Below are 16,961 nucleotides of genomic sequence, written 5' to 3' on the forward strand. Positions count from 1 at the left end.
GACGCCTCCTCAGTTTGCCTGCGCGACGACGTCGCGCTCCCATTGATCCGCCCATTTCGACAGCCGCGCGGCGATTAGGGAAAGGTCGGGCAACAAGAGTGAGCTAAGGTCCGCCTCGGATGTGATCTGTCGGGCGCGAACGTCGTTAGGTATGTCGAGATCAGTTCGTGCACTGCCGACCTTGTAGCTTTGGACCCAGGCCTCCTGGTTTGACTTCTCGAGGAAGAAATCTATGAACTTGCGAGCAGACTCCTTGTGCTCGGCTTCGGCAGGAATATTGAGCGTGGCAACCAGGGGTATCGTTCCCTCCTTTGGCCTGACGTATTCCACCGGCAGACCACTGTCGACAAGCAGTTGGGCTCGTCCGTTCCAGAATGGCATCGCCCAGACAGTGCCGTCCTTGATATAGCTCTCGAGAATTGCCGAACTCTGTTCGAAGCCGATAGATTGCTTAGCAACCGCGGACATCGCCCTGAAGCCGGGATCGAGGTTGTCGACAAGATCGCCGCCGTTCATCACCGAGAAGATCTCGACCAGGTAAAGCGCCATGATGTTCTGGAATGTGGGGAGTACAATGCGCCCATCCAGTTCGGGTGTGGCAAGGACCGACCACGAGTCCGGAGCCGGAATCTTGTCTTTGCGATAAAGAAGCGACATGTACTGGACTTCGTGCACAGCGCCGCAGGGGCCCGCCGTCGCAGCGAGCTTGGGCGCCAGCCGGGCAAGGTTGGGAATTGCTTTCTCATCCAGCTTTTCCAAAACGCCGTCCTGACAGCCCTGGAGCGATTGCGACGCCGTCATAATGGCGACGTCAAAGCCCGGACGACCTCTAGTCGCCTTGATCTTGGCATAGTCCTGCGACGCAGAACCAACTGCGTCGTAGACCACATCGATTCCGGTTTCAGCCTCGAACGGCTCCAGTATTGTTTTGCGTATGATGGCTTCGTAGGGGCCGCCGTAGCTGTTGACGACAAGCGTCTCAGCATGCAGCTCCCCCCCAAGGATGACGGATGCAAGTGCTAAATAGGCGATGTGGCATTTGACAGTTCCCATGGTTGTTCTCGCTGTTGCGTTGTTTCCATGGGAATGGTCGCCAGGCTCGGCAGCCCCGTCCAATAGCGGATAGTGACGATTCATGTCACTCGCGCATTAATTGTGGTCCGTCATTGCGAGTGAGTCCTTCTCCGCCTAGCATGTTTGTTGGGCCGTCGTCCGATCGATTGACCGATGCAGCGTTCCGGTCGACTTGACCGATCGGACCGCAGATACGTTCACGTGCGACCTTTAATTGCACGAGAGGTTTCCAGCCGCGTCAACTGCGGCGATATCCGTCTTGATCGGGTGCACGATTGTATCCGGAACCTCCGCCCTAAGATCGAGACCGCGCGCTGCATCCACGATGTGCCTTAGCTGCCTTGGGTCGCGCACGCCCTGCTGATAGAGTTCGATTGTAATGGCGGCTATGCGATCTGCTTCGTCCGAACCTGGGTTTATTCCGAAATCCGAATAGATCCCACCCAGGACCCTGTAGCACTTGCGCAGGTCGTCGAGGTTAAGCGGTTCATCGCGACGCCTGATATTTTTCCGGGACATTCGAACATCCTTCATGAGCGACATCTCTGCTTACCAAGGAGATCTGCCAAAGGCGGCTGCCGTTGAGACACAGAGACGGGAGGCAGATGCCTCCGGGCCCACAATGCTTCTGCCCACGCATTGTTCCCGGTGCGCAGCGTTGATATCCCGCCATCGGAAATTCGAGCAAACCCTACCGAATAGCAGTTCTACGGCCAATCCTGGAGCGCAATGCGCGCCCCAATGGCGCGCTGAGGTGACGCCATCACGCCCAAGCTGAGATTGCGAAGCCTACAGGGTGATTTTTCCGTTCTCTTCGCCATCCCAGTATTGGATAGTAGAGGCTGAAACCTTTACTAGAACGAGCCCGGCTGTATCAACGCCGTCAGGAAACCAACGTTCAAGGCCCGACGTCCAGTGATCTTCAAACACGGTCTTGTCCCGGATAATGGAGGCAGTCCCTTCAACCGCGACGAAGATGCCGGGTTTTCCGAGGAGACTCGGCGGTGCCGTGAATGTCAGAGTGACGTCGTCGATCCTCTCGATCTCTTCGACCTTTCGGGTGGCATCATAGGAGAAAAACCACGAGTCGCCATCGTACTCTACGTCTCCGTTGTTGCTCATTGGTCGGGTGGCGATCCCTCCAGACCTGGTGTGGGTGCAAAGCATGCAGAAGTCGATCTTCCTTAGATGCGACGACAGATCTACAAGTGTCATGGACGACATGGGTGTTCTCCGGGATTGAGATGTCCCTTAGAAGCGGTAAGGCCGTCGGAAAGTTCCCGGCTTCAGTGAGCCAGTCATCAAATCAGCCACTTCGGGCAACACTAAACAAGTGCCGTCTGTCGATGTTCTGTTCAAACGCTGGCCGGCCATGGATGTCTAATTTAAGGGCCGGGATAATTTTTTGGGGCGCAATGAGAGGCGGCCCGAGCGACAGTTTGTCGAGCGACTGTTGTAACCTTTTCCTTCCACCTGCGTTTTGTATACGAATTCAAGGGAGGTACTCATGTCGTCCGAAGCCACGTCCGCAAAACAGCGTGAAATCCAGGAACAGGTTGCGAAAGCTGATAATAAAAAGCGGCCGAAGGACAGTGGGGCGATGCAGGCAGGCGCCCGCCGTTATCCGGAGCCGCCGTTTCCCAAAGTTCATCAATCCAAGCCTGGTTTTGAAGCAGATCTTCCGCTCGCCCCGATGTATGACGCGCCGTTCTACAAAGGCTCAGACAAGCTTAACGGCAAGGTGGCGCTGATCACCGGAGGTGATTCTGGTATTGGTCGCTCGATCGCTATTTTATTCGCCCGTGAAGGCGCGGATGTCGCGATCGTTCATCTTGACGAGGCGAAAGATGCGGCCGACACCAAGGCGGCTGTCGAGAAGGAGGGGCGTCGGTGTCTTGTCATGCGCGGCGACGTCAAGGATCCCGATTTCTGTCGCAAGGCAGTCGAAAAGACGGTGATGCAGTTCTCGAGGCTAGACATTCTCGTAAACAACGCCGCGTTCCAGGTCCACACCGCCGATATCGAAGACTTGACGGACGATCACTTCGACGAAACGCTTAAGACGAACCTCTACGGCTACTTCTTCATGGCCAGGGCTGCGATTCCGCATCTCGGGATTGGTTCCGCCATCATCAATACCGGCTCAGTTACTGGCATCGACGGGTCCAAGGAACTGCTTGACTACTCGATGAGCAAGGGAGGCATCCACGCGTTCACCAAGGCGCTATCGAGCCAGCTCGTGCCAAAGGGGATCAGGGTCAACGCGGTAGCTCCCGGCCCTGTCTGGACCCCCCTGAACCCATCCGACAAGCAGGCGGACGACGTGGCGGAGTTCGGCAGCAAGACCGCGATGAAACGGGCGGCCCAACCGGAAGAGATCGCGCCTGCATACGTCTTCCTCGCATCGGCCCAAATGTCCAGCTACATCACCGGGGAAATACTTCCGATCGTCGGCGGCTATTGAAGTTGTTACCCTGGCGAACACTGAGCATGACCGGCACGCCGTTTCGGAAACTGCGATTGGGCCTGACAAGGCCCTTGGGGAAAGCAAGTTATGATTGTGATGTCTGTGAACTGATTTTAGCAATGATCGCCTGGGCCAGTGTCGAGATTTGAGGTGAGAGTGTAGACATAGAGGCAAAACCTATCGCCTCGACGACTTCCAACTAGATGAGGACGCAGCGCTGACAGCCGGCGCTCTTTATGATCCCTTGACCATCATGTGGCCGAGGGAGCTCAGCTCAGGCTTCGACTACGTCAGGTGTAACTAGCCGGTCCGCAAGCTGCTTCGGCAGGATCACCGCTCTCCACGAAAATGACCCCGACACTAGGTCATTGTGCGTCGATGTTCGAAATGGGTGAGCTCGTGCTCACGACTTAACGCGTTCACGATGTCGCTCGCGATAGACGCCCCGTGCCTCGCGAACCAGCGCAGCTCGTAAACGGCTTCGCGCCGTTGAGCATCAATCAACCGAATTGCGACAAAACATGCCTCTACTCGGGCTGGAAGTTCGTCTTTGATGTCGGGAAGAACCTTACTTTCGGGTATCAAGACGCCGACGGATCCTTTTTGTTCAATAGGTAACCAAAGGTCCAGCCACTTGAATGGCGCCAGTATGATAATCGCGACGGCCGTGCCGATAGTGCCAGTTACGAGCTGTCCGCCACCGAAACACAATCCCACCGCGGTGATGAGCCATAAGGTTGCTGCCGTCGTTACGCCGGTAGCAATATCGCCGCGACGCAGAATCGCGCCGCCACCAATGAAGCCGACACCCGTAAGTACTCCGAGAGGCAAACGCAGGATGTCCATAGAGCCGTTGGTGGCCACGCTGGTCGAAAGCAGCAGATTTGCCTGGATCATCGAAACGCAGGCCGCCACTCCCACCAAGACAGTAGTCCGCAAGCCGGCAGCATGACCGCCTCGTTCCCTGTTCACGCCGATTACAGCGCCCGCGACGACGGTCGCTAGGAGCCGAATGGCTACATCTTCCCAAGTAAGCGAAGTGGGCATATGGTCAGCTAGGACGAGCATTGTTAACTCCATAAGTTCCACGGTAGGAGCTAGACCCGCTCTGGAGCTTTGCAATCCTGAGCATCTTCGTCGTGAGCAGAAGCGCTAAGGTGCGAAGTTCTATCTGCTTTTTTCCTCCAGGCTCCCGCTTGCCAGGATCTGCCTTAGAACGTGTTTGTCAGCAATCGCTGACGGTTGGCAAAACTTGCTGCCGACCTCCTTGCAAAGCTGTACGACAGTTCAGGAGATTATCTTGCCAGCGGGGCACAAGGAATAGTGCTGCCTTTCTATCTGCCGAACAGCGTTGGATTTCACGATCGGATTCGACAAATACGCTGTCGTTTCCCGTGCTAACGTCGCAACGCTTGATAGCTTGCGCCCGCAATTGCCTGCACTATTGTGCGTTGCAGCAATTCCAAAAAAGAGCTAACGTGATAGCGTCCTCTTTGGATGGTGACACATGGACAAGAGCACAATCGCGCAGTTGATTTTCACATTGAACGTTGCTCGGGAAATTGCCTCTTGGGAGGGTCCGGAATTGGACATTGTTGTCTATCGCGTGCAGCAGGCAATCGAGGCTACGAGAGAAGAAGCAGCCCGCTATGGCATTGTGGTTGAGATCGAGCATGGGCCCGACCACAAGCAATAACTACTGAATGCCCGCGCGTCGGCAGCGAGCAAACAAAACTCAACTGAGGTGGTGCATGGCAGGTGAAACGGTTCTGGTCGTGGGCGGCGCTGGGTATATCGGCTCGCACACATGTCTCGATCTCGCCAACAAGGGCTTTAAGCCCGTCGTTTTTGACAATTTCTCCAACGGTCATCGCGAATTCGTAAAGTGGGGACCCGCGGAAGTGGGGGATATCCGGGACAGGGCTCGTCTGGACGAAGTTTTGGCCAAGCACCAACCCGCCGCCATCCTGCATTTTGCCGCCCTTATCGAGGTCGGAGAATCGGTAAAGGATCCGGTTGCCTTCTATGAAAACAACGTCATCGGTACGCTGACACTGTTGGCTGCCGCCCAGGCGGCCGGCGTCAAGGCATTCGTCTTTTCATCGACCTGCGCGACATACGGCTTGCCGCAAAGCGTGCCGCTCGATGAGACGCACCGGCAGGTGCCCATCAACCCGTACGGCCGCACCAAATACATCGTCGAGCAGGCGCTTGCCGACTACGACAGGTATACGGGCTTCCGATCGGTGGTACTGCGCTACTTCAACGCCGCTGGCGCTGATTTCGAAGGCAGGATCGGCGAGTGGCACCAGCCGGAGACGCACGCCATACCACTGGCGATCGACGCTGCACTTGGTCGCCGTGAAGGCTTCAAGGTCTTCGGCACCGACTATGAGACGCGTGATGGCACCTGTGTCCGCGACTATATCCACGTGCTCGATCTCGCCGACGCGCATGTGCGCGCTGTCGAGCATCTGCTACGCGGCGGGGACTCCGTTGCTCTCAACCTCGGCACTGGCACTGGAACGACGGTGAAAGAACTGCTCGGTGCGATCGAGCGCGTGTCGGAGCGGCCGTTTCCCGTGGAATATGTCGGCCGCCGTGAAGGTGACTCACACACACTGGTCGCCAACAACGACAAGGCGCGGGAAATTCTCGGCTGGACGCCGCAGTACGATTTGTCTGAGATCATCCGGTCTGCCTGGAACTGGCACGCAAGATCAAACCAGCACTAACATCTCTTGCGTTGATAGAAGTGCGCCTGGGCCTCACGCAGCTACAAGCGGTTGGCGCGCCATGACAGCCTGCGTCTTATCGGCAGATCAAGAAAGACGTAGACAACTGCGGAGAAGGCGGTGATGAGCGCGGTTCCGACGAGAGCCACACCCAATTGCAGGGTCTGCGACAGGTTCATGCCTTTAGCCAAGAAACTGAATACGTGAACAAACGGGTAGTGAAGAGCATATATCGGGTATGAGAGATTTCCGCCCCATATCGCGCATCGGCGCGCAAATGGGCCGAGATCTGCGGTGAGACATCCAAAGACGACAGCGGGCATGATGATCATCACGGCTATGGTGTCCATGGTAGCCGTTGGAATACCCATGTCCGGCAGCATGAGAAAGACGAGCAAGATTATGGATGCCGGGATGAATGTTCCGTGAGGCGCGAACGAACGATATTTGTAGATCAGCAGACCGACAGAGAATGACCAAATTACGCGAGGGAATCCCAACCAAAATCCGGCGGGGTTGAAACCAAAATTTACGGTCCCGGAGCTGAAGATTGCAAAAAGCAGCCAGATGCCACTTAGAGCAACCACAGTCGTAAGTATTCCGGACAATGGTTTGAACCGGGCGAGAACCGCAAAGGCCAGGTTCGCGAAAATTTCAAAGAACAGTGACCAGGTAGGGGTATTGAGTGGAAACACCGACTGCTCGAGGGTTGGCGTTTGAAGCGCCGGCGTTTGAAGGATTGGTAGTACTGCCGATCCCAGGACGAAGGCGATGGCCACATCCGTTAAATGCTGGATTTGATCCAGATCTCGTCGGCCGATCTCCAGTATGGCAGCAACGGTGGTACCTATCATGATAAGGGGCAAGAGCCTGATCAACCGCTTGCGAAAAAAGGCAGTTGCCGCCAGCAATCCTTCCTTCAACTGACGCTGGTAGGCACTTGCAATGACAAAGCCACTGAGGACGAAGAAGAAGTCAACTGCCCGGTAGCCGTTTGGCGCCAGGTAGGGAAGATCAAGTCTCGTCTTGAAGTGCTTGAGAACCACGACAATGGCGGCCGCACCTCGCAAAAGGTCCAGGCCGAGATACCGATGTCCTGCAGACTCTCCCCGCTCCATTCCGCTGCACAATGCCGACCATGGCGTCTTTATATAGGAGAGCATTCAGTCCAGGCTCCGTGGAAGATACGTGATCTCGATTTTGCGACACGATCGTCAGGCATCGACCCTGCCTATCCGGAGGCACTGCATCGGGGCTGATTCAATCGTTTCCCCCTCATCATCAAGGTCGCGCTCGAAGTCACTCTCGCCGAAGAATCGCCTTTCACGTTGCATCCGACGAACAAATCCTTGGAATGCCGGTGTTCGTGCTCTCACCGAGGTTCGTCTGTCTAGCAGGCTATTGTCCATTCTCGCGTTGCCCTCCTGTTCCGGATAATTGAATGGTGGTGAGCGCCCATAGGTCGATCAGCTGCGTCCGAACTCATCGACGATGCGGATGATATCGTCCTCGCCGAGGTAGGATCCCGTCTGCACCTCGATGAGTTCGAGCATGATCTTGCCGGGGTTGGCGAGGCGATGGATTTCTCCGAGGGGGATGTAGACGGATTCGTTCTCCCTGAGCATCTGCACGTTTTCGCCGATGGTCACCTCGGCAGTGCCCTTGACGACGATCCAGTGCTCGGAGCGGTGGTGGTGCTTCTGCAGCGACAGCTTCTTGCCCGGCGTGACGAAGATACGTTTGACCTGGAAGCGGTCGCCGTTCAGAACGGACGTGTACCCACCCCAGGGGCGGTAGGAGGTAGGATGCGTCTCGGTCAGCTGCGACGTCGAGGGCGCGGCAGCGAGCATCTTGACGATGTTTCCGACATCCTGGCTGTCCTGCAGCCGGCCGACATAGACAGCGTCCTCACTCGCGATGACGGCGATGTCGTCCATGCCCTGGACGGCGAGGTGCACGCCGTGGGTCATGATCAGCGAATTCTTGGTGTTGACGACGGTGGTGTTGGCTGCTGCCACGTTGCCGTCGGCATCGCGCGTACCGCTCTTCCAGACGGAATCCCAGCTCCCGAGGTCGGACCATTTGAAGGGCGAGGGAACAACGGCGGCGTTGCTCGTCTTCTCCATGATGGCGTAGTCGATCGAGATGTTGGGGCTTGCGGCAAACGCGGCCTTGTCGAGGCGGATGAAGTCGAGATCGCTCGACCCTTTCGCAACAGCCATCTCCGCTGCCTTCAAGCTTTCTGCCGCAAAGGTCCGCATCTCTGTGAGAAGGCGGGAAACCGAAAACATGAACATGCCGGAGTTCCAGTAGAATCCTCCAGAAGCGACCATGTCCTCTGCCTTGTTGGCCGGCGGCTTTTCTATGAAGCGTGCTACCGCTCGCGCGCCTGTTGACAAGGTCTTCCCACCTTCGATGTAGCCGTATCCGGTTGCCGGCTCGGTCGGCTCGATGCCGAAGGTCACGAGCTTGCCTTCACGGGCCGTGGCGGCTGCGATGCGGACACTGTCGAAGTAGGTGTCGTCGGCCAGGATCTCGTAGTCCGAGCCGAGCACGTGCATGACCGTATCTTCATCAAAGCGATCGCGGACGAGTGTCGCTGCGGCTGCAACGGCAGCAGCCGTGTTGCGGGCAACCGGTTCAAGCAGGATGGCAGCAAGGTCGATATCCAACTCGCGCGCCTGCTCGGCAACGAGAAAGCGGAACTCTTCGTTGGTGAGAACGACGGGAGGTTCGTAAAGGGTTGGATCGGAGACGCGCAGCAGCGTTTCCTGAAACAGCGTCTTGTCGCCGATGAACTGAATGAATTGTTTCGGGGCTGCCGCACGAGAAAGCGGCCAAAGGCGAGTACCCTTGCCGCCGGCCATGATCACGGGAACGATCTTCTGTGTCATCTGGACTGTCCTTGGATGTCTCTTTGTCTTGTCAATCAATTTGCGTTCGCCCACCAGCGGATGCGCTCCAATCCGGCCTGCAGCAACGCCACCGCCGCGGCTTCATCCTCCGCCTCGACATAGCAACGCATCTCGGGAGCATTGCCGGAAGGGCGCAGATGAACGATGCGTCCGCTCTTCAACGTGACACGAAGCCCGTCGAGATCGCTGAAGCTTGCGACCTCGCCGACCGGCTGCAGAAACGCGGCAAGGTTGGCAGGATCGGCACGCAGATGCGCCATCAGCCGCGCACTGGTTTCGACTGGAAAGTTCTCCAGCCTATCGGCCGCGGCAAACGCCAGATGGTGGGAGGAGGCGATCGCTGAAAGCGGTTGGCGTCTCGATCCCGCAAGCGCGAGCGTCGCCAGGATCGGTACGAAGCAATCACGTGTTGGCAGCGCTTGCAGGCGCTGGCCGTTGATCTCGAAGTCACTCGCGGTCAATACGCCGCCGTTTGCTTCAAAACCTGCGACGCGGTTCTCGCCGGCCGCCAGAGCTTCCTGCATGCCCGATATCACAAAGGGAGAGCCGACACGGGTGCGAATGACGCGAAAGCGACCGGCCGTCTCAATACCCGAATTTGAGGTTACGGGCGTCACCACTGCTGTGGCTCCGAGGAAGTTTGCGGCGATCAGCCCGAGAAGATCACCACGCAGCGGCGTACCTGTCTCGTCGGCGACTAGCGGACGGTCGCCGTCGCCGTCAGCCGAGACCACGGCGTCGAGACCATGCTGGCTCGCCATCTCCCTGAGCTTCAGGATCGTTTCTTCAGAAACGGCTTCGGTGTCGACGGGGATGAATGCCTCCGACCGGCCAAAGGCCACGACGGCGGCACCAAAATGCTGCAGGAGGTCCACCAGCAAGTCGCGGGCGACCGTGCTGTGTTGGTAGACACCGACCTTTAGCCCTGCCAGTGACCCTGATGGCAGAATGCTGGCGTTCCGTTCGCGGAAAGCAGCCAGACACTCGGCGGAGCGGTCCTGCGGCTCTGTATTGCGGGGCTCAAAGGCAAAGCCGGCGCGATCAAGCTCCGTGGCGGCGGCAGTAATCGCCGCTTCATCTGTCTTGTCGATTTCCCCATCCGGGCGATAGAACTTTATGCCGTTGCGGTCAGCCGGAATATGCGATCCCGTCACCATAAGGCACGCCGCCTTTTCCCGGAGCCCTGCCAGGGCAAGCGCAGGGGTCGGCACCGTGCCGCAGTCGCGGACTTTGAAACCGAGAGACGTCAGGGCGTCGGCGCAGTTTGCTGCGATCTCAGGACTGGAATCCCGAAAATCCCGACCGATCAGCATGGCATCGCCAGGACGAGCCATGCCGCTCTCCAGGAGATAGCGTCCAAACGCTGTCGCATAGAGCGCTGCGGCTCGACCCTTGAGGTCGACAGACAGGCCACGCAGCCCACTTGTACCGAATTTCATCACACATCAACCCTTTAATGTGTGTGCCTGTGGCCGGCTTCTCCTCCTTCCGGAAAGCAACACAACAAACTCTCGATACAACCTTTAGTCTGCTTTCCGTTCTGCCCTTTCCCTCCAGATCAGGAACAAAACGCCGCCTACATAGCCAAGCTGCATAAGAAATATGCAAATAATGCTATAGTATATCGTCAATGTTACGGAATTATAATGCAGATATGTGATCAGCGCGAACACAAGCGTAGCGACCAGCATCCGAAAGTAGATACCAGGAGCACGCATTAGTTTGACAAAACGCGACATGGTTATTTCCAGTGACTGTAGTAATGGTTTCACGTTCAATTGAACTTTGCAACAGAAATGAATGAGTGTCACCTGCGGCAAACCGGCTGTTTGACCGAAGAACACCGATCCAAAATGGCGCAATGCAGCATTTTCCCTCTTTTTCAGGGAAGTATCGCTGGGAATCTTACGTGAAAGTGACAATAATAAAATCAATGCGATAATGTCTATGGAACCGAAACGCTCGCCTGAAAATTGGCCGACGGAGGGTTTCCGGCGTTGGCATCCCTCAAAACTTTTATTTCCATGTTTAATTTTTGTCGCATCGCAATATGTGACTTTGCAAATACTGACTTCGCGTCTATTGTGCGCCGCAGCGTAGTATTCATTGCTGTTTGAAACGCTAACGACTGGAGTAAGACCATGTCGATCGCAGAGCGGTTTGCGAATGGGTATGCCACGGGGTTCGACTACCTTAGGGTGGTGCTCGCGGTCGCGGTGTTGTGCATTCACAGCTTTGCGGTTTCTTACGGGAAGGTGGGAGAGGTCTTCCTGTTCGAGCCGCCGCTGCGTGGGCTGATCACCTTCGTCTTGCCGGCCTTTTTTGCTTTGAGTGGCTTTCTGGTCAGCGCCAGTCTTTTAAGGACACGCAACGTTGCCCGCTTCCTCGGCTTGCGGGCACTTCGCCTCGTACCGGCACTCGCGGTCGAGGTAACATTGTGCGCTCTGCTACTAGGGCCGGTCTTCACGACCTTGCCGCTTGTGAGCTATTTTTCAGACCCTGAGTTCCTGGCCTATTTCTGGAACATCGTCGGCCATATTCACTACCTGCTTCCCGGGCTGTTTCGGGACAATCCTTACTATCAGGCCGTCAATGTGTCGCTGTGGACGATCCCCTATGAACTGGAGTGCTACATTGCGTTGACTGCGCTTGCGGTGATTGGCGTTATATATCGACCTGCGGTGTTGATCGCCGCTGTCGTTCTTGCTCACCTCGCCGTGATCGGGCGGGATCTGTGGCGAGGTGCCGCTGAGTTGCCGATGGACGGAGCATTGCCCGGTCGTATTTTGCTTCTTAGCTTTCTGGCCGGCGTTGTCTTGTTTATATGCCGCGACCACATCAAGGTTACGCCCCTGCGTGCGATTGTTGCCGCTATCGTATCCTTCGTGATGCTGAACCTGCCATACGCGCCATACTTCGCCGCGTTTCCTGTCGCCTATGTCACGGTCGCCCTCGGCCTCACGAGGCCACCCAAGCATCGTTTTCTCGCCAGCGGCGACTATTCCTATGGAATCTACCTCTACGCTTTTCCGGTTCAGCAAACGGTCGCTCACCTCTTTCCCCAGCATAGGGAATGGTACCTCAACATCGCTTTGGCGCTACCGATCACAATGTTGCTTGCGATATTTTCATGGCATGCTGTCGAAAAACATGCTCTCAAACTGAAGGGCCTGATCGCAGGAAAGAGCGGCAAGGCGCGACCAGCCACACCATCGATAGTCACTGGCGCGCGGGTAAGTGTGGCTGGCGATGGGCGTTGAACCGATTGGCATAGTCACGATAGCGCTTGGCCTATATTGCCTGGCGCTCGGTCAGGACGCGACAATCAAGGCGTTTGTAGCCTTGACGTTGCTCGGGGCGGCGGCAGCTTTTGCCCTCGGTTCATCCAGCGTCCAGCCTGCCCATCTTTTCCTTCTGTTTGTTGCTCTCTCGACCTTTCGCGGGCGGCGGCAAACCGCACCCCTTTTTGAAAGCCTTCATTTCGGTCGTCCCGGCTTCTGGTTGGCCTGTCTCGTCCTTTATGGTGGTCTGTCCGCCTATTTTCTGCCGCGCTTATTTGCCGATGCGACAACGATCATTCCACTCGGAATTGCCGCTCAGCCCCTGACAAGTGGTGTGGTTCCGCTTGGGCCGGTATCGAGTAACCTCACCCAGACGGTTTATCTGGCTGCAGATCTCGTATGCTTCATGCTGGTAACGGCTATCGGTTCAACGCCACAGGGTTTTAGGGCCATCGTTGTCGGGCTTATTGCCTATGCCGCGCTCAACGTGATCTTTGCACTCCTTGACGTCGTCACTGGTGCCATTGGTGCGCAAGACCTGCTGCAATTCATGCGCAACGCACAATACACCTTTCACGACAATGACAAAGTCAACGGTATGAAGCGTATCGTTGGCTCGTGGCCGGAGGCTTCGGCCTTTGCCGGCACGACGCTTGGCGCATTTGGATTCACGGCGACACTGTGGCTTTGCCAGCGCCATTCACGATGGACCGGGCCGCTCGGGGTGATCTCTCTCGCGTTGATCATTCTGTCGACCTCATCGGCTGGGCTTCTGGCCGCCCCGGTCTGCCTCGTGATCCTCTATATCACGGCCGTACTGCGGAGCGGCGTTGGTCCAGGGACCGGCAGCAGCACTGCCGTCACTATTTTTGCGCCACTCCTCACCGTACTTGTCGCACTGATTGTCCTGTTGCAGCAGGATATTTTCAACACGATCCATAACTACGTAGACGTGCTTATTCTTAGCAAATCGACCTCCAGCTCGGCCGTCGCACGCGGCTCGTGGAATACCTACGGGCTGCAGAATTTTATTGATACCTATGGCCTGGGCGTTGGTCTCGGCACGGCGAGGACGTCCAGCTTCCCGGTGGCGGTCTTGTCAAATGTCGGTGTTCCCGGTGCACTGTTCTTTCTCCTCTTCATGTTGACGGCACTCGGCCCCGGTCGCGCCCCGGCAAGAAGCTTTGTTGCCGATGTCCAGCTTGCTGCGCGCAACGGGTGCCTTTGCCTTCTTACCGGCTCGCTCGTCGTTGGCCCGACAGTCGACCTTGGCCTCCTATTCTTTATTCTTGCCGGTCTTGCGGCCAGCCGGCCGAACGCTATGGCCGAGGTCCCAGCTCCGTTTCTTGCGCTACGCCAGCAAAGCGACTTGCCCCAGTTCAGGGGGTCAAGTTGAGGGTAATTGTTGCGTGAAGCTTCACATCCATACGAGCAAGCTTGAGATGAAACAGAGAACTCTCCCCAAAATGCATCGAAGATCGGGTCATTCAACCTCCCGTGAGATCGAGCAAAGCACGCACGGTTTTGAATTCGGGACGGAAGGGGTTATGGGCCATGCCAACTATTGATCTGCAGCCTGGCGAGACGGTGGTACCGTTATTTCATTGCGACGTATGTATTGTTGGGTCTGGTCCGGCTGGGGCGACACTGGCGCGCGAACTTTCCCACTCTGGCCTGAGTGTCGTGCTCCTGGAGAGCGGTGGGGATCGGCGTGATCCAGAAAATGATGCCTTGAACGATATCGAGAACATCGGGCGTCCGCGCGTCCGCGACCAGTGGTCGGTGCGCAACCGTATCCTCGGTGGCAGTTCACACACCTGGGGAGGCAGATGCGGCCCCTTCGACGCGATCGATTTCGAGCAACGTGAATGGGTTGACCACTCGGGGTGGCCGATCGCCATGCATGAGCTCGACCCTTTCATGGATCGCAGCGCCAACCATCTTGGGCTTGTGCTTGGCAGCGGCTATAGCGATGAGCGCTTCTGGTCGATCGCGGGGCGAACTGCTCCCAAAGCCGAGGTCTCTGCGAACCTCCTTTTGCCCTTCTTTTGGCAGTTCAGCAGGGACGACGCCGAATCCTATCCATTCGAGTACATGCGGTTTGGACGGCACATCGCCAAACACCTCGGTCCAAATGTGACGTTGGTAACCGGAGCGACGGCGCTAAGAGTGCTCGCAAACGAGGCGCGTACCAAAACCCGTGGGCTGGAGTTTGCGACGAGCGACGGACAAAAGCATCGCCTTGTGGCAAGATCCGTTGCGCTCTGCGCTGGGGGCATTGAGAACGCCCGCATCCTTCTCAACTCTCACGAACCGGATCGTCCTGCGCTCGGCAACGATCGTGACCGGGTAGGCCGTCACCTGATGGACCATCTTCGTGGGCCAACTGCGTTCTTCTCCCTGTCAGATTCCAAGGCACTGCGTCGCAGGTTTGGACGCTACAATGTTCGCGGTCGTTTCTTCCGCGCTGGCCTCAGGCTAAGCCCGGACATTCAAAGAGAGGAGCGTCTGCTCAATTGCGCAGGCTGGCTGGGGGAAATCCTTGCGCCAGACGATCCATGGGACGCATTGCGGCGCCTGGCGGCCCGAAAACCGAGGCTACCTGAGGATGTCCTTAGCATCGTGCGGAATGCCCCCTTGATGGTCCAGGGGGCTGTGGACTATTTCGGGGCGCGGAATGGCCTGCCGCGCAAGCTGCAGGAGCTCACGCTCGATTGCATGTGCGAGCAAATGCCTGACGAAAACAGCCGCATGAGCCTATCGGATCGCCGGGATCGATTTGGCATGCGCCTGCCCAAGGTTGATTGGCGGAGCCATCCGGATGAAGCGCGCACCATGCACCGCATGGCCGAACTGGTCGCAGCCGAGTTTTCCAGGATAGGGTTTCCAGCTCCCGTCATCGCCGACTGGGTTCGCGACAAGGCACCGATCCCGGAAAGCTTCGTCGACGTTGCCCATCCGACCGGTACAACGCGCATGTCCAGCGATCCCGCCAAGGGCGTTGTCGATATCGATTGTCAGGTTCACGGCGTGGAAGGCCTCTTCGTATCCGGGAGCTCGGTGTTCCCGACGGCGGGCCATTGCAATCCGACACAGATGATCGTTGCCATGGCGATCCGGCTGTCCGATCATTTGAAAGACCGGCTGCAGCGTCCACTTCTTGAGGAGGTTATGGCCCATGCCGGGTGATATTATTCTGGTCACCGGCGCGACGGGCCGGATCGGCCGCTTCGTTGTGACTGATCTTCTTCAGCGCGGCTATCGCGTGAGAGCAACCACCTCGCGCAATCCGCCGCCTGACGACCAGGGGCTTGAATGGCGTGAGGTCGACCTTGCAAAGGATGGCGATCTTGGGTGGCTTGTCGAGGGCTGCAGCGGCGTGATCCATCTTGCCGCCGAACTCGGCAAGAAGAGCCGCATGAGACCACTCAACGAAGGCGCCACCGAGCGCTTGGCACATGCTGCCGAGGACGCCGGCGTAAAGGCCTTCTGCTATGCGAGCTCGATCGCAGTCTATGGGAGTGGTCGCTCGGTGGAAATTTCGGAGAGTTCACCGGTTCTATCCATTGATCAAGACGTCGCCTCCGAATATTGGGCGCTTGATTATGTCCGTGAATATGGACGCACGAAGCTTGCCGGCGAACGAGCGATTATGCGGGTCGCCGCGCGGATGCGATGCGCAGTGCTGAGACCTGCCGTTGTTGTCGACATCGGCCAGATTATCGGGGTGCGCGAGTGGAGCCTGTTCAAGCGAATGCTGGCTTCACACCGCCATGCTCATCACATCTATGTTGGGGATGTTTCCGACGCGTTGATCTGGGCAATCGAAGAGGGACTGGCCGGTAGGGGAGAAGCAGGTCGGGTGGACGTATACAATCTGGCGGAAGACGATCGGGACATGCCCCGGCACATCGATTTCATGCGCAAGGCCCTGGCTGCAAGCGGGGATCGTCGTTACCGTGTCGTCAGTGTCCCCTGGGTGATTGACTGGCTCCACGATTTCTTGCGTTTTCACACGCTGCCACTCAGAAACCCTCTCTGGCGCATGCGCTTTTCGAGCGAGCGTCTCATGCGGGCGGGATACCAGCTGAAATTCGGGATGGCGAAGGCCGAACAGCTCGCGCTCGCGAGATTGGCGAAAGAGGCCAAGACTGGCGCCCAATCCGACCTGGTCAGCCAGAATAGTCCCGTCTAATCGGCTGGATACTTCGATTGCGACTGGCGAGCCGCCGGCTTTTCAGTGTCGCTTGCCCGTCGTGTATAAAACGCATGAAGCAGGACGTGGGTAAAGACGTAGCCCGCCTCCAGCACTGCTGCGAGCACAAAGCCCCAGGCAATTGCCTGCACAACGGTGCTTCCCGTCGAATAACTGACCACCGCATAGGCGACCATCACGACGAGGACGATCAGTGTGAATATGAGGACCGGTACACGCAATCCGCAGATTGCGCCGATCAGAAATGAGATTACAAGCGCCCAGCCCATCGGT

General features: G+C 57.2%; 15 protein-coding genes. 7 read left to right on the top strand and 8 right to left on the bottom strand.

Annotated elements, in window-relative coordinates; translation table 11 throughout:
* Positions 1-9 precede the first annotated feature (9 nt).
* The 3 genes from JNB88_RS30735 to JNB88_RS30745 form a co-directional block, all read right to left on the bottom strand.
* Positions 10-1,053, bottom strand: a complete 1,044-nt coding sequence (locus JNB88_RS30735; protein WP_220358753.1) for an ABC transporter substrate-binding protein — start codon at positions 1,051-1,053, stop codon at positions 10-12.
* Positions 1,054-1,284: 231 nt separating this feature from the next.
* Positions 1,285-1,593, bottom strand: coding sequence for a hypothetical protein (locus JNB88_RS30740; RefSeq protein ID WP_223217398.1), 309 nt, complete (start codon positions 1,591-1,593; stop codon positions 1,285-1,287).
* A gap of 270 nt (positions 1,594-1,863) precedes the next feature.
* Complete coding sequence (locus JNB88_RS30745; protein WP_220358754.1) at positions 1,864-2,298, bottom strand: pyridoxamine 5'-phosphate oxidase family protein; 435 nt, start codon at positions 2,296-2,298, stop codon at positions 1,864-1,866.
* A 283-nt stretch (positions 2,299-2,581) separates the two neighbouring features.
* Between JNB88_RS30745 and JNB88_RS30750 the strand changes: the two genes are divergently transcribed.
* Complete coding sequence (locus tag JNB88_RS30750; protein WP_220358755.1) at positions 2,582-3,538, top strand: SDR family oxidoreductase; 957 nt, start codon at positions 2,582-2,584, stop codon at positions 3,536-3,538.
* Positions 3,539-3,901: 363 nt separating this feature from the next.
* On the opposite strand, the gene JNB88_RS30755 is transcribed toward JNB88_RS30750, so the two are convergent.
* Positions 3,902-4,621: an MgtC/SapB family protein gene (locus JNB88_RS30755; RefSeq protein WP_420832235.1), complete on the bottom strand. Its 720-nt coding sequence runs from the start codon at positions 4,619-4,621 to the stop codon at positions 3,902-3,904.
* 427 nt (positions 4,622-5,048) lie between these two features.
* Here JNB88_RS30755 and JNB88_RS30760 point away from each other — a divergent pair, with 427 nt between their 5' ends.
* A complete protein-coding gene (locus JNB88_RS30760; protein WP_220358757.1) occupies positions 5,049-5,237 on the top strand; it encodes a hypothetical protein in 189 nt (62 codons plus the stop codon).
* A gap of 55 nt (positions 5,238-5,292) precedes the next feature.
* Positions 5,293-6,276, top strand: a complete 984-nt coding sequence (galE, locus tag JNB88_RS30765) for a UDP-glucose 4-epimerase GalE (protein ID WP_220358758.1) — start codon at positions 5,293-5,295, stop codon at positions 6,274-6,276.
* 41 nt (positions 6,277-6,317) lie between these two features.
* Here galE and JNB88_RS30770 read toward each other — a convergent pair whose 3' ends face one another.
* The 3 genes from JNB88_RS30770 to JNB88_RS30780 all read right to left on the bottom strand — a co-directional run bounded on the left by JNB88_RS30770 (position 6,318) and on the right by JNB88_RS30780 (position 10,630).
* Complete coding sequence (locus JNB88_RS30770; RefSeq protein WP_220358759.1) at positions 6,318-7,439, bottom strand: acyltransferase family protein; 1,122 nt, start codon at positions 7,437-7,439, stop codon at positions 6,318-6,320.
* 303 nt (positions 7,440-7,742) lie between these two features.
* A complete protein-coding gene (locus tag JNB88_RS30775; protein WP_220358760.1) occupies positions 7,743-9,170 on the bottom strand; it encodes a mannose-1-phosphate guanylyltransferase/mannose-6-phosphate isomerase in 1,428 nt (475 codons plus the stop codon).
* Between the two features lie 35 nt (positions 9,171-9,205).
* Entirely contained in the window at positions 9,206-10,630 is a 1,425-nt protein-coding gene (locus JNB88_RS30780; protein ID WP_220358761.1) for a phosphomannomutase, read from the bottom strand.
* 702 nt (positions 10,631-11,332) lie between these two features.
* Here JNB88_RS30780 and JNB88_RS30785 point away from each other — a divergent pair.
* The 4 genes from JNB88_RS30785 (at position 11,333) to JNB88_RS30800 (ending at position 16,667) form a co-directional block, all read left to right on the top strand.
* Complete coding sequence (locus tag JNB88_RS30785) at positions 11,333-12,451, top strand: acyltransferase family protein (RefSeq protein WP_220358762.1); 1,119 nt, start codon at positions 11,333-11,335, stop codon at positions 12,449-12,451.
* Complete coding sequence (locus tag JNB88_RS30790; protein ID WP_220358763.1) at positions 12,441-13,868, top strand: hypothetical protein; 1,428 nt, start codon at positions 12,441-12,443, stop codon at positions 13,866-13,868. Before JNB88_RS30785 ends, JNB88_RS30790 begins: the two co-directional genes overlap by 11 nt.
* Before the next feature lie 158 nt (positions 13,869-14,026).
* The gene (locus JNB88_RS30795) at positions 14,027-15,661 is read left to right on the top strand and encodes a GMC oxidoreductase (RefSeq protein WP_220358764.1); all 1,635 of its coding nucleotides are present in this window, start codon (positions 14,027-14,029) and stop codon (positions 15,659-15,661) included.
* Positions 15,651-16,667: an NAD-dependent epimerase/dehydratase family protein gene (locus JNB88_RS30800; RefSeq protein WP_220358765.1), complete on the top strand. Its 1,017-nt coding sequence runs from the start codon at positions 15,651-15,653 to the stop codon at positions 16,665-16,667. The genes JNB88_RS30795 and JNB88_RS30800 overlap by 11 nt, the downstream gene beginning before the upstream one ends.
* Here JNB88_RS30800 and JNB88_RS30805 read toward each other — a convergent pair.
* Complete coding sequence (locus tag JNB88_RS30805; protein WP_037137370.1) at positions 16,664-16,957, bottom strand: hypothetical protein; 294 nt, start codon at positions 16,955-16,957, stop codon at positions 16,664-16,666. The genes JNB88_RS30800 and JNB88_RS30805 overlap by 4 nt on opposite strands.
* Positions 16,958-16,961: the final 4 nt, after the last annotated feature.

This window comes from Rhizobium cauense, from assembly GCF_019511525.1.
Taxonomy (GTDB): Bacteria; Pseudomonadota; Alphaproteobacteria; order Rhizobiales; family Rhizobiaceae; genus Rhizobium; species Rhizobium cauense.

Excerpts from the sequence above, each read along its gene's own strand:
- JNB88_RS30760 (WP_220358757.1), top strand. The coding sequence starts at position 5,049 with ATGGACAAGAGCACAATCGCGCAGTTGATTTTCACATTGAACGTTGCT.
- galE (WP_220358758.1), top strand. The coding sequence starts at position 5,293 with ATGGCAGGTGAAACGGTTCTGGTCGTGGGCGGCGCTGGGTATATCGGC.
- JNB88_RS30785 (WP_220358762.1), top strand. The coding sequence starts at position 11,333 with ATGTCGATCGCAGAGCGGTTTGCGAATGGGTATGCCACGGGGTTCGAC.
- JNB88_RS30795 (WP_220358764.1), top strand. The coding sequence starts at position 14,027 with ATGCCAACTATTGATCTGCAGCCTGGCGAGACGGTGGTACCGTTATTT.
- JNB88_RS30790 (WP_220358763.1), top strand. The coding sequence starts at position 12,441 with ATGGGCGTTGAACCGATTGGCATAGTCACGATAGCGCTTGGCCTATAT.
- JNB88_RS30780 (WP_220358761.1), bottom strand. The coding sequence starts at position 10,630 with ATGAAATTCGGTACAAGTGGGCTGCGTGGCCTGTCTGTCGACCTCAAG.
- JNB88_RS30770 (WP_220358759.1), bottom strand. The coding sequence starts at position 7,439 with ATGCTCTCCTATATAAAGACGCCATGGTCGGCATTGTGCAGCGGAATG.
- JNB88_RS30800 (WP_220358765.1), top strand. The coding sequence starts at position 15,651 with ATGCCGGGTGATATTATTCTGGTCACCGGCGCGACGGGCCGGATCGGC.
- JNB88_RS30735 (WP_220358753.1), bottom strand. The coding sequence starts at position 1,053 with ATGGGAACTGTCAAATGCCACATCGCCTATTTAGCACTTGCATCCGTC.
- JNB88_RS30755 (WP_420832235.1), bottom strand. The coding sequence starts at position 4,621 with ATGGAGTTAACAATGCTCGTCCTAGCTGACCATATGCCCACTTCGCTT.
- JNB88_RS30775 (WP_220358760.1), bottom strand. The coding sequence starts at position 9,170 with ATGACACAGAAGATCGTTCCCGTGATCATGGCCGGCGGCAAGGGTACT.
- JNB88_RS30745 (WP_220358754.1), bottom strand. The coding sequence starts at position 2,298 with ATGTCGTCCATGACACTTGTAGATCTGTCGTCGCATCTAAGGAAGATC.
- JNB88_RS30740 (WP_223217398.1), bottom strand. The coding sequence starts at position 1,593 with ATGTCCCGGAAAAATATCAGGCGTCGCGATGAACCGCTTAACCTCGAC.
- JNB88_RS30750 (WP_220358755.1), top strand. The coding sequence starts at position 2,582 with ATGTCGTCCGAAGCCACGTCCGCAAAACAGCGTGAAATCCAGGAACAG.
- JNB88_RS30805 (WP_037137370.1), bottom strand. The coding sequence starts at position 16,957 with ATGGGCTGGGCGCTTGTAATCTCATTTCTGATCGGCGCAATCTGCGGA.